Source organism: Pseudomonas sp. O39 (assembly GCF_045447295.1).
Taxonomy (GTDB): Bacteria; Pseudomonadota; Gammaproteobacteria; order Pseudomonadales; family Pseudomonadaceae; genus Aquipseudomonas; species Aquipseudomonas antarctica_A.
The window spans coordinates 112518-123879 of record NZ_JBJGXV010000017.1; the positions used below are offsets into that span (position 1 = coordinate 112518).

An 11362-nucleotide genomic window follows, 5' to 3' on the forward strand; every position below is an offset into this window, starting at 1 on the left:
TCCATGTTTCGTGCGCTGCTACGCCTCTACCTGATCACCATCGTCACCTACAGTGCGGCGATCTACCTGATTCCCAAACTGGTGATCAAGGTGTTCGAACATCGCTACATGAACTACAACGTCGAGCAGAGTCGCGGTCAGCAAAAGCTGATCGTTGAACACTATCTGCGCGTGCCGGTGGAGCACTGGTCAGAGGTCACCGCGCAACTGGGCCGTGACTTTGCGCCGCTGAAAGTGCAACTGCTGCTGCGCCAGGACGCGAGTTACACCCCTGAAGAAGAGCACCTGCTGGAGCAAGGCAAACCGGTGATCCGCCTGGGAGAGTGGGGCTGGATGGATCAAATCAGTTCACCGGTCAACGATCAATTTGTGGTCAAGCTGACGATCCCGCCCGACCCGCTGGACATGAACCTGCTGTACTGGTCGATGAACGTGTTGATCGGTGCTGCGCTGCTGGCGTGCCTGCTGTTTTGGCTGCGCCCGCATTGGCGCGACCTGGAGCGCCTGAAGACCACCGCCGTCCAGTTGGGCAGGGGCAACCTGGCTGAGCGTACGCACATTCCCGCCAGGTCCAACATCGGCAGCCTGGCCACGGTGTTTGACACCATGGCCGACGATATCGAGCGCCTGCTCAACCAGCAGCGTGACCTGCTCAATGCGGTCTCCCACGAACTGCGCACACCGCTGACGCGCCTGGACTTCGGCCTGGCCCTGGCCCTGTCGGAAGACTTGCCCCAGGCCAGTCGCGAGCGTCTGCAAAGCCTCGTTGCGCACATCCGCGAGCTGGACGAATTAGTGCTGGAATTGCTCTCCTACAGCCGCCTGCAAAACCCGGCGCAGTTGCCGGAGCGTGTGGAAGTGGTGCTCGACGAGTTTATCGACAGCGTGCTGGGCAGCGTCGATGACGAGTTGGAAAACCCCGAGATTGTCATCGATGTGGCGCTCGACTGTGCCGTGGAGCGCGTCAGCCTCGACCCGCGCCTCACGGCCCGCGCCCTGCAGAACCTGCTGCGCAATGCCACGCGGTATTGCGACAAGCGCATCCAGGTAGGCGTCAAGGTCTGTGCCAATGGCTGTGAAATCTGGGTGGATGACGATGGCATCGGCATTCCCGTGGACCAGCGTGAGCGTATTTTCGAGCCGTTTTACCGCCTGGACCGTAGCCGCGACCGCGCCACTGGCGGCTTCGGCCTGGGCTTGGCGATCAGTCGGCGTGCGATGGAAGCCCAGGGCGGCACGTTAACGGCGCTGGCATCGCCGCTGGGCGGTGCGCGGTTTCGCGTGTGGTTGCCCAGCGTCGGCTGATCAGAGCACCTTGACGGCGCGGCCGATGGCCTGGATCGGCCCGGTCGGCTTGCCGGTTGGCGAACCACGCGGGTCTTCCAGTGTCAGCTCGAACAGCTGGTTTGGCGTGAGGGGTGGCAGTTTGTCCAAGGGCACCGACAGGGTCTGCCCCGGTTTGACCAGGCCCAGTGATACGGGGCCTTGCCAGCCATCGCCTTTGGTCCAGAATTGCAGGGCCTTGTCGGCCGGCACTTCCATCACGCCCAACGGAATCAACTGGATCTGTTGAGTATTGCTGGCGTGGATGACCCAACCCGGTGCCTGGCTTTGAGGCGCCACCAGCACCACCACAAAGGTCGGTTCAGCGCTGGGCGGGCGGGTCAGCAGCAGCGCGGCCAGTACCAGTGTGGTGACCAGCCCCGCACCGGCCAAACCGCGCCAGAGTGCAAGCAGGTTCCACCAGGGCTCGCGGGTATCGGCGCGCCCAACAGTGCGTTCGATGCGCCGCCATAGCTGTGCGGACGGGGGGACCGGTTCGGCCAATGCCGTCAGGGGCAACAGGCGTTGTTCCCAGGCGTCCACCGCCGTGCGCAACGCGGCGTCGTGTTGCAGGCGTCGTTCAACCTCGGCGCGCTGTTCAGAGGGCAGGGTGCCCAGCACGTATTCGCTGGCCAGTTCGTCCAATGGGTTACTCATGCCATGCACTCCCGCAGCGCGGCGAGGCTACGTTTGATCCAGGCTTTGACGGTCCCCAGCGGGGTGTCCAGTTTCTGCGCGATTTCACTCTGGGAATAGCCGTCGACATAGGCGTGGAGGATGCAACGGCGGCGGGCCGGGTCTAGCTGTTCCAGGCAATGGTGAATCTGCCCGCTGCGTGCGCTGAACTCAACGGCGTCGTCGTCGGCGGCGGCGAGGTCGTCATGTTCCTCGCCTAACGGCACCTCGCGGTGATGATTGCGCACGAAATTCAAGGCCAGGTGCCGGGTCACGCTGAATACCCAGCCACGCGCCGAACCGCGGTCGGGGTCGAAGCTGGCGGCGCCGCGCCAGATCTTGATAAACGCGTCGTGCACGATGTCCTCGGCCAGGGCTTTGTCGCGGGCAATGCGCAAGGCCACGCCGAGCAGACGGCTGCTGTCCTGCTCATACAGCCGACGCAGGGCGCGTTGATCGCCACGCGCGCAGGCCAGAAGGCAGGCTTCGTAGTCAAAAGGGGCTTCAGGCAAGGACCGGGGTTTCCGCCGCAAGAACATGATCAATGCCCCGACCCAAAGGTCGGGGCGCCAGCGCATTAGCCTAGCTGAATGTGCTCAGTTGGCTGCCCAGAATATGTAGTCGGCCTGGTATTTCACCACTTCCTGCTTGCCCTTGTTGGCGGCGGTGCACGCGGTACTCGGCGCCACGCCCCCTTTAAGAGCGACCCGCTGGATATAACTTACGCCAGTCATCGCACCCTTGCCCTCGGCCGGGTTGGCCTTGACCAACTGATAGGGCAGGTTGCCCGCACCCGACGGCGCCACCGCCAATTGGGTGCCGGTGACCTTTGAACCGTCCTTGGCTTGCCAGGTGGCCGGCGGGCCGAAGTAGGTGCCCACTGGCTTGCCGCTGCGGTCATTCAGTACCGCTTTGGGGCCGACGAAGGTCCATTCGGTCTGGCCGGCAGCGTTAGCTTTGTCGCGGCATTCGTAGGTGATTTCGCCGACGCCGGTGGTCTCCAGCGCCACCTTGTGGCCATCCGGCACCTTGATGCTGTCGGGTAAACCGGTTTGGGCAAAGGCGGTGGGGGCGCCGAGGAGCAAACCAGTCAGGCAGAGCAATGCTTTAGCGTTCATCGGGACTTCTCCATTGAGTAGAACAGCAGGGTTGCTGTGGGTACTACCCATGAGCCGCCTGATTGGATGCACCGGTTAGAAAATAAAATGCGAAGGGCGCACACTGTGCACCCGCTTTACCCGAGGAGAGATTGGCAATGACTGGTATTCACGCGTCTGCTCAACAAGGGTTTTCTACCCAGGCCGTCGCTTACGCCCACGGTCGACCGGACTATCCACGGCAACTCACCGGCTGGTTGAGCGACACACTGGGTATTAGCGCGCAGTCGACGGTCATCGACCTGGGCGCCGGCACCGGCAAGTTCACCCGCTTGCTCAATACCCTGGCGCCCACGCTGATTGCCGTGGAGCCGGTGCCGGCAATGGGCGCGCAGTTGAGCAAGCTGCTGCCGGATGTGCACCTGGTCAATGGCACCGCCGAAGCGATTCCGCTGGAAAGCGCCGTTGCGGATGCGGTGGTGTGCGCACAAGCCTTCCACTGGTTTGCCACCGAGGCGGCCGTGGCGGAAATCCACCGGGTACTCAAACCGGATGGACGCCTGGGATTGGTGTGGAATGTGCGCGACGAGTCGGTGGATTGGGTCGCCGCCATGACTGAAATCATCACGCCATACGAAGGCGACACGCCGCGCTTTCACAGCGGCCGTTGGCGCGAAGCCTTCACCGGCAAATATTTTTCCGCGCCCGAAATCACCTGCTTTCCCTATCAACATGTGGGCAGCCCTCAGGAAGTGATCATGGATCGCTTTCTGTCGGTGAGCTTCATCGCGGCGCTGCCTGCCGCGCAAAAGGCCACGGTGACTGCGCAATTGCTCACGCTGATCGACACCCATCCTGCTTTGCGCGGGCGCGATACGGTAGCTTTTCAGTACCAGACTCAAGCCTACGTCTGCCATCGGCTGACAGAAAAAGCATAAAGTCAGATCATATTGATATAAGTCGTTATAAGAAAAATCGCTATCCTGCGGCCAGAAATTTATAAGGCCGCGGGTAGCTGCAATGGATGTGGGTAATATTGGTTTTGTAATCGCTGGCCTGATCGTTGGTTTTATCGTGGGCATGACGGGTGTAGGTGGGGGCTCTTTGATGACCCCGATCCTGTTGTGGTTCGGCATTAACCCGGCCACCGCCGTGGGCACCGACCTGTTGTACGCCGCCATCACCAAGTCCGGTGGTGTGCTGGTACACAGCAAGAACAAGAACATCGACTGGACCATCACCGGCTGGCTGACCCTGGGCAGTGTGCCCGCCGTGCTGCTGACCTTGTGGTTCCTCGCCAGCCTGCACACCGACCCCAGCGCGATGAACGCGGTGATCAAGCAAGCCCTTGGCGTGGTGCTGCTGTTGACCGCCCTGGCGATCCTGTTCAAGAAAAGCCTGTTGGCCTTCGCCCAGCGCCATGCCGGCGATGACTACCACATGAGCCCGCGTAACCTGAACGCGCTGACGGTGGTCACCGGCGCAATTCTGGGCACCATGGTTGCCTTGACCTCTATCGGCGCCGGCGCCCTGGGCACCGTCGCGCTGTTTATCCTGTACCCGTTTCTCGCTACCCGACGTTTAGTCGGCACCGAGATCGCCCATGCCGTGCCGTTGACCCTGGTGGCGGGCCTGGGCCACGCCAGCATGGGCAATATGGACTGGCACCTGCTGGGCTTTTTGCTGATGGGGTCGCTGCCGGGGATTTACCTCGGCAGCCACATGACCGGCAAAGTCCCGGACGGCGTATTACGCCCATGCCTGGCGATCATGTTGATGACCATCGGCTACAAGCTGGCGTTCTAAGGCGTACGCCATTCAAGTGTGGGAGCGGGCCTGCTCCCACCTGTTTTCCGCGTCAGCTTTTGGCCGGGCCGTTGCCGATCTGCCATACAAACGGTGGCTCGGTGCCGTTGATCACCCAATCACCCACGATGCGCGCCTTGTAGATCACCGGGTTATGGGATGACACGGTGCGCGCATTACGCCAGTGGCGGTCGAGGGCTTTACCCTGGCGCACGTCCGAGGCCCCCAGTGCGTTGAACAATTCGCTGGTGGCACGCTGGATCAGCGCTGACACCACCACCTGCGCCGTCGCTGATTCAATCTCGGCAGCCACATTAGCTGCACGCTCAGCAGCGTCATCCCCGGCAAATCGCGCCAGGTACGCCTGTTGTGCCGGCACTGCGGCTTTAAGCGCGCCGGCCTCGGCGGCGTAGACCAGTGCTGCCACCTCACCGACGACTTGTTGAACCTGCGCATCCTGGCTGACGTGGGCGGCATTGCCATGGCTGTAAATGCGTTTGCGACTGCGCACCTGATGCGCCACGTCGTTGAGCGCGGCGCGACCAATGCCGGCCAGGCTCGCCAGCAGCACCAACTGGTAAAACGCCGTCTGGTATTTGAAACGGGTGGCAAAATCGATGAGGTTTTCCGTTTCGACGATGGCGTCGGTAAAGCGCGTGGTGCCGCTGCCGGTGGTGCGCTGGCCGAAGCCGTCCCAGTCATCGCTTTGCAGCACGCCGGGTTGGCGCGTGCGGGTGGCGGCAATCACGTCGCCACCGGTGTCGCTGCGCTGGGCATATACGTCGATCCAGTCGGAGAAAATGCTGCCGGTGCTGTAGAACTTTTCGCCGTTGAGTTTCCATTGGTCACCGTCGGGGCTGACCTGGGTGACGACGTCGCCGATCGCGACATTGCCGATTTCAGTCCAGGCGCAGCCGACGATATCGCCATCGACAAAACGCTTGAACCACAGGTCGCGACCCGCGCTCGGTGGTGCATTCAGGCGGTCTTCGGCAAAGGCGAAGTGGCCGCGCAGGGCCTGGGGCACGTTGGAGTCAGCGGCGGCCAATTCAATCAGCAGTTCGAACAACTGCGGCAGGGACGCACCACCACCGCCGTATTCCACCGGCACCCGCACCGCGCCAAAGCCGGCCTCCTTGAGCCATTGAATCGGCTCATGGGGCAGGGTACGGCTTTGTTCACGCGCCAGTGCGCCGTCGGCGATACGCTGGAATATCGGCCGAAAACGTGCGGCCAGGGTGGGGTAATCGACGCCGGTGGACAGCGGGTTGATGACGTGTTGCTCGGTCATGGGGTACGGCTCCTGGGCAGTGATCAAGTGTTACGGTGATTGCACAGTCCGTGCCGGGTTCTTCAGCCCGTATTCAGGGGCAAAGGGTGCAATTCACTGTTGCTCCAGCAACAGTGTTTCGACAAACCGGCGCGATCCCTGACATTCGTCGCCCAGCGACCCAGCGCTGTGTTTCTTGCCGCGATGCCCATGGCCCGGGCGTTTGCCAAGGCCTGGCACGCTTGCTGCTCAACCCTTCGGTACATTCCTTTGTGCGAGGTATCGCTAGATGAGTCAGCAAGCCGTGAAATTTGCCTACTGGGTGCCCAACGTGAGCGGTGGGTTGGTGGTGAGCAAGATTGAACAACGCACCCATTGGGGTATTGACTACAACCGCAAACTGGCGCAGTTGGCCGAAGCGGCAGGCTTTGAATATGGCCTGACGCAAATTCGCTTCACCGCAGGCTACGGCGCCGAAAACCAGCATGAATCCGTGGCGTTCAGCCATGCGCTGCTGGCGGCCACCACCACGCTCAAGGTCATCGCCGCGATCTTGCCCGGCCCATGGCAGCCGGCGCTGGCGGCCAAGCAACTGGCGACTATCGACCAGCTCACCAACGGCCGTATCGCGGTGAATATCGTCAGTGGCTGGTTCAAGGGCGAATTCCAGGCCATCGGTGAGCCGTGGCTGGAGCACGATGAGCGCTATCGCCGCTCCGAGGAATTTATCCGCGCGCTGAAGGGCATCTGGAGCCAGGACGATTTCACCTTCAAGGGCGACTTCTACCGTTTCAACAACTACACCCTCAAGCCCAAGCCGCTGGGCCAGCCGGAAGTCTTCCAGGGCGGCAGCTCGCGGGCGGCGCGGGACATGGCCGCACGCGTGTCGGACTGGTACTTCACCAACGGCAACACGCCGGAAGGCATCAAGGCCCAGGTGGATGACATTCGTACCAAGGCTGCCGCGAATAACCATTCGGTCAAAGTCGGCGTGAATGCCTTCGTGATCGCCCGCGACACCGAGGAAGAAGCCCGCGCCGTGCTCGCAGAAATCATCGACAAGGCCGACCCCGAAGCGGTGAATGCGTTTGGTGATGCCGCCAAGCAGGCAGGCAAGGCCTCGCCGGAAGGTGAGGGCAACTGGGCCAAGTCCAGCTTCGAAGACCTGGTGCAATACAACGACGGCTTCAAGACCAACCTGATCGGCACCCCGCAGCAGATTGCCGAGCGCATCGTTGCGCTCAAGGCCGTGGGCGTTGACCTGGTGCTGGCCGGCTTCCTGCACTTCCAGGAGGAAGTCGAGTACTTCGGCAAACGCGTGTTGCCGCTGGTTCGCGAGCTGGAAGCCAAGGCCGGGATCAAGCAAGTGGCTTGAAAAGCACAACCGCCGCACGCAATTTGTTATTGCCGAACCGGCACATTCGCTCGAACTCCCCATGGCTGACCGGCAGGTGCTGGCAGTCCAGGGGCTGGCGATGCTGGCTGTGGTCTACATCGGGGTCGTGCAGGTAAACGAAGTCCTCGTCGCAATCGGTGACCATCACCCAATGGGGCGATTTGGAGCGGGTGAGGCGGTAGCTGCTGATCAACACCAGCGGCTGTCCGCCGTCCTGCAATACTTGAGGTAAATCCAGCGCGCCGCCGAGCACCTGCTCAACATCGCTGCCTGCCAGCTCTTCCTCAAACGCCTCGTGGACCAGGCGCATGACGTCCTTTTTATGCTGGTCGCGCACGCCGTCGAGAAACAGCGGCCCGCGCACATTCACCTGCATTCGCACCCTGAACCCCCGACGCCAGGCCGCCAGGGCCAAGCCTTGCGGGCTGCAGCCGCCATGGCCTGCGGTCATGAACACGGTGGTCGCCTCGCGCCAGATTTGCAGCTCTTCGCGGCGCTGGGCGAGGCGATGCGGTACCAGCGCGCCCATGGCCATCAGCAGGCAGGCGGCGCCGCAGGTGAAGTCGGTGGTCTGCTGGTAGTACGGCACGCTCTGCGGGCGCGCGACCTGATGCTGGAGAATGCGTTTTTCCAGGCGGATGGCGGCGGTGTGGTCTTCGTAATAGTCGTTGATCAGGGCAAAGCGGCGGTAGCCATTGCGTTCATACAGGGCGAGGGCGCCGGGGTTGTCGGTGCGCACCTCCAGGCGCAGGTAAGCGCAATCATGCGCTACGGCGCAGGCCTCAATGCGCGTCAGCAACTGCTTGCCCAGGCCCGTGCCCCGTGCATGCTCGGCGATCGCGATGGAGTAGAGCCGCGCCAGCGAGGTGCCGCGATGGAACAACACCAGCGCATAACCGAGCAATTGCTGCTCATTTTCCGCGACCAGCAACTGGCCATGGGCGCGGCTGACCATCCACTGGAAACTGCGCGGCGAGAGCCGGTCAGTGGTGAAACAATGCTGTTCCAGCGCCACCAATTCGGGCACATCAGCGGGGGTTGCAACGCGAAAGGAAAGAGCCATATGACCGCCGTAAAAGTTGCGTAACGAAACGGGACTTCTCTAAAAGATCGTGCTTAATAGAAAAGGTCGAGTTCTCTAAAGCGGATCAAATATTATGTCGGCGGTACAAAGTCATTGGCGTGAAGTATCCGAGCAAACCGTCGCGGCGACAATAACTTCCAACGGTTATTTTTCCGCGCCTCTTAAAGGTTCCAGTCAAGTCGTGATTATTGTCGAGCGCAAGGAAGATTGGGCCTCCTACTTCCCCAGCGAAGACATCGTGACGGCCCAGGAGTACCTCGAGCAAACCCGCGAGAACGAAACGGGCAAGCGCGTGCAGGTCATCAACCTGTGCCGTAGCTACAAGTACCTGGGGCACGGTTACTACTGCTCGTTGCTGGCCGAAGCACGAGGGCACAAGGTGATTCCATCGGTGCGTACCATCAGCGAACTGACCAAAAAGTCGCTGTATGGCTTGTCCCTGGATGACTTGGATAAAACCCTCGATAAAGCCTTGAGTCATCACCTCTACAGCAATACCGAAGGGTTTACCCTGACGCTGTACTTTGGCCGAACCAATATAGAACCGTTGCAGGAGTTGGCCCGTCAGCTGTTTGAAACCTTCCCGTGTCCGATCTTGTTAGTTGAATTTCGCAAGAACAACGGCTGGCATATCGAGGGCGTGAAATCCGGCGTATTGCACAAGTTACGCGACGACCAGGAAGACCAGTTCGCCCACGCCCTCGACAACTTCAGCCGCAAGATCTGGCGCCAACCGCGCTCACGTCGATTGGCCCGCTATGACCTGGCCATCCTCCATGATCCCCAGGAGCAATTGCCGCCGTCGAATGCCAAGGCGCTGGAGAACTTCGTGCGCGTCGGCAAGGGCCTGGGCATTGATGTGGAACTGATCGAGCGCAAGGATTACTCGCGCCTCGCCGAGTACGACGCCTTGCTGATCCGTGAGACCACCAGCGTCGACAACCACACCTACCGTTTTGCCAAGAAAGCCGAAAGCGAAGGCCTGGTGGTGATGGATGACCCGGCGTCGATCCTGCGCTGTACCAACAAGGTCTACCTCACCGACCTGCTCAACAGTCACCAACTGGGTATGCCCGCCACCGAGATTCTCTACAAGGAGCGACCGGAAGATTTCGAGCGGGTCGGCGAACGCCTCGGCTTCCCGCTGGTGTTGAAGATCCCCGACGGTTGTTTCTCCCGGGGCGTGATCAAGGTTGAAAGCCAGGAAGCCTTGCTCAAGGCCACCGCCGAGTTGTTTGAACACTCGGTGCTGTTACTGGCCCAGGAGTTTTTCTACACCGAGTACGACTGGCGCATCGGCGTACTCAACCGCAAGCCGATCTTTGCCTGCCAGTACTTCATGTCCAAGGGCCATTGGCAGATCTACAACCACAAGGCCATCGGCCAGGACATCAACGGCGAATGCCGCACCCTGGCGGTCCACGAAGCGCCCAAGGCGGTGGTGGAACTGGCGGTCAAGACCGCCAACCTGATCGGCGACGGCCTGTACGGCGTCGACCTCAAGCAATCCGGCGACAAGGTGGTGGTGATCGAGGTCAACGACAACCCCAATATGGATGCCGGTATCGAAGATGCCTATTTGCAAGACGACCTGTATGCGCTGGTGCTGGAGGAGTTTGTACGGCGCCTGGAATTGAAACGCCAAGGCCAGGTCTGGTGACGCGCCATGATCCAGCGTTTTGAACTGACCGACGGAAAGCTGCGCAAAGGGGACAGGGACGACGCTCCGATCATGCTGTTCAATAACCCGGATGTTGCCGAACGCGAATGGCTGCGCGACCACCATAAACTCGACGAACACGCCCTGGCCTCGGCACTCGACCCGGACGAAGTCTCACGCATTGAATTTCACCCCGACTACCTGTTCCTGATCTGGAAACGCCCGGAGAAATACTCCGGTGGTGGCAACCTGATGTTTGAAGTGGCGTCCTGCGGCCTGTTGTTTTCGCCGGGTCGCCTGCTGGTGATTGCTACCGATGAAACCCCGCTGTCCGGCCTCGGCGCTCGCCGGCCGCTGCACACGCCATTGGATGTGCTGCTCGATCTGTTGCTCAACAACATCCATCACTACCTGGGCCACCTCAAGGTGATCAAGCTGGTCGCGCGGGAGTTGCAGCAACAGTTCAACGCGTCGATGAGCAACCATCACCTGATGCAAATGTTCAACCTCAGCGAGAGCCTGATCTATTACATCAACGCGCTGCACAGCAACGGCGCGGTGCTGTCGCGGTTGCGCAATCATGGGGAAAAGGAACATTTCAGCGCCGAGATCCTGGGGCTGATCGATGACCTGATCATTGAAAACCACCAGTGCTACAAGCAGGCGGAGATCTACTCCAATGTGTTTTCCGGGTTGATCGACGCGCGCGGCAACCTGATGAACAACAGCATGAACAACCTGCTGCGCAAGCTGACGTTGATCAACGTGGTGTTCCTGCCGCTTAACCTGATTGCCAGCGTGGGCGGCATGTCGGAGTTCAGCATGATGACGGCGGGTACACCGTGGTGGGTGTCGTACCCGCTGTTGATGGTGGCGATGGGCGTTGGGGCGGGGTTGATGGTGGTGGGGCTCAAGCGCATCGCGGGTGGCGCAAATGTGGTGTGAGCACTGAACACCTGTGGGCGCTGGCTTGCCTGCGATGGCCATAGGTGTCTACGCAACTCTTTGTGTTGCTTTAAGCCTGTGAGGGGTTAGGGAGATTGAGTACATG

General features: G+C 60.9%; 11 protein-coding genes. 6 read left to right on the forward strand and 5 right to left on the reverse strand.

Annotation, left to right across the window (positions count from 1 at the left end; all coding sequences use genetic code 11):
• Positions 1-3: 3 nt before the first annotated feature.
• Positions 4-1305: an ATP-binding protein gene (locus ACI77D_RS20595; RefSeq protein ID WP_262667754.1), complete on the forward strand. Its 1302-nt coding sequence runs from the start codon at positions 4-6 to the stop codon at positions 1303-1305.
• Here the strand turns inward: ACI77D_RS20595 and ACI77D_RS20600 are convergent, their stop codons facing one another.
• From ACI77D_RS20600 to ACI77D_RS20610, 3 genes are all read right to left on the reverse strand, one after another.
• Positions 1306-1980: an anti-sigma factor domain-containing protein gene (locus tag ACI77D_RS20600; protein ID WP_407017380.1), complete on the reverse strand. Its 675-nt coding sequence runs from the start codon at positions 1978-1980 to the stop codon at positions 1306-1308.
• Positions 1977-2510, reverse strand: a complete 534-nt coding sequence (locus tag ACI77D_RS20605) for a sigma-70 family RNA polymerase sigma factor (RefSeq protein WP_064454926.1) — start codon at positions 2508-2510, stop codon at positions 1977-1979. The genes ACI77D_RS20600 and ACI77D_RS20605 overlap by 4 nt, the downstream gene beginning before the upstream one ends.
• A gap of 84 nt (positions 2511-2594) precedes the next feature.
• On the reverse strand, positions 2595-3116 hold the full coding sequence (locus ACI77D_RS20610) for a DUF3455 domain-containing protein (RefSeq protein ID WP_064452154.1): 522 nt from the start codon (positions 3114-3116) through the stop codon (positions 2595-2597).
• 137 nt (positions 3117-3253) lie between these two features.
• Here ACI77D_RS20610 and ACI77D_RS20615 point away from each other — a divergent pair, with 137 nt between their 5' ends.
• Together ACI77D_RS20615 and ACI77D_RS20620 are read left to right on the forward strand one after the other, a co-directional pair.
• Positions 3254-4033 (forward strand): class I SAM-dependent methyltransferase, encoded by a 780-nt coding sequence (locus ACI77D_RS20615; protein ID WP_064452155.1) that lies wholly within the window; start codon positions 3254-3256, stop codon positions 4031-4033.
• A gap of 82 nt (positions 4034-4115) precedes the next feature.
• On the forward strand, positions 4116-4901 hold the full coding sequence (locus ACI77D_RS20620; RefSeq protein ID WP_064452156.1) for a sulfite exporter TauE/SafE family protein: 786 nt from the start codon (positions 4116-4118) through the stop codon (positions 4899-4901).
• 52 nt (positions 4902-4953) lie between these two features.
• Here ACI77D_RS20620 and ACI77D_RS20625 read toward each other — a convergent pair whose 3' ends face one another.
• Positions 4954-6192, reverse strand: a complete 1239-nt coding sequence (locus tag ACI77D_RS20625) for an acyl-CoA dehydrogenase family protein (protein WP_407017381.1) — start codon at positions 6190-6192, stop codon at positions 4954-4956.
• 268 nt (positions 6193-6460) lie between these two features.
• On the opposite strand from ACI77D_RS20625, the gene sfnG reads away from it, so the two are divergent.
• On the forward strand, positions 6461-7546 hold the full coding sequence (gene sfnG / locus ACI77D_RS20630) for a dimethylsulfone monooxygenase SfnG (protein WP_064452158.1): 1086 nt from the start codon (positions 6461-6463) through the stop codon (positions 7544-7546).
• Here sfnG and ACI77D_RS20635 read toward each other — a convergent pair.
• Positions 7530-8630: a GNAT family N-acetyltransferase/peptidase C39 family protein gene (locus ACI77D_RS20635; protein WP_064452159.1), complete on the reverse strand. Its 1101-nt coding sequence runs from the start codon at positions 8628-8630 to the stop codon at positions 7530-7532. The genes sfnG and ACI77D_RS20635 overlap by 17 nt on opposite strands.
• 94 nt (positions 8631-8724) lie before the next feature.
• Here ACI77D_RS20635 and ACI77D_RS20640 point away from each other — a divergent pair, with 94 nt between their 5' ends.
• Complete coding sequence (locus ACI77D_RS20640) at positions 8725-10311, forward strand: RimK family protein (RefSeq protein WP_064452160.1); 1587 nt, start codon at positions 8725-8727, stop codon at positions 10309-10311.
• Positions 10312-10317: 6 nt separating this feature from the next.
• Positions 10318-11256, forward strand: coding sequence for a magnesium transporter CorA family protein (locus ACI77D_RS20645; protein ID WP_064452161.1), 939 nt, complete (start codon positions 10318-10320; stop codon positions 11254-11256).
• Positions 11257-11362 lie beyond the last annotated feature (106 nt).

Bases quoted from the DNA above. Each gene is read 5' to 3' on its own strand.
- ACI77D_RS20615 (WP_064452155.1), top strand. From the start codon at position 3,254: ATGACTGGTATTCACGCGTCTGCTCAACAAGGGTTTTCTACCCAGGCC.
- ACI77D_RS20595 (WP_262667754.1), top strand. From the start codon at position 4: ATGTTTCGTGCGCTGCTACGCCTCTACCTGATCACCATCGTCACCTAC.
- sfnG (WP_064452158.1), top strand. From the start codon at position 6,461: ATGAGTCAGCAAGCCGTGAAATTTGCCTACTGGGTGCCCAACGTGAGC.
- ACI77D_RS20600 (WP_407017380.1), bottom strand. From the start codon at position 1,980: ATGAGTAACCCATTGGACGAACTGGCCAGCGAATACGTGCTGGGCACC.
- ACI77D_RS20610 (WP_064452154.1), bottom strand. From the start codon at position 3,116: ATGAACGCTAAAGCATTGCTCTGCCTGACTGGTTTGCTCCTCGGCGCC.
- ACI77D_RS20635 (WP_064452159.1), bottom strand. From the start codon at position 8,630: ATGGCTCTTTCCTTTCGCGTTGCAACCCCCGCTGATGTGCCCGAATTG.
- ACI77D_RS20640 (WP_064452160.1), top strand. From the start codon at position 8,725: ATGTCGGCGGTACAAAGTCATTGGCGTGAAGTATCCGAGCAAACCGTC.
- ACI77D_RS20645 (WP_064452161.1), top strand. From the start codon at position 10,318: ATGATCCAGCGTTTTGAACTGACCGACGGAAAGCTGCGCAAAGGGGAC.
- ACI77D_RS20625 (WP_407017381.1), bottom strand. From the start codon at position 6,192: ATGACCGAGCAACACGTCATCAACCCGCTGTCCACCGGCGTCGATTAC.
- ACI77D_RS20620 (WP_064452156.1), top strand. From the start codon at position 4,116: ATGGATGTGGGTAATATTGGTTTTGTAATCGCTGGCCTGATCGTTGGT.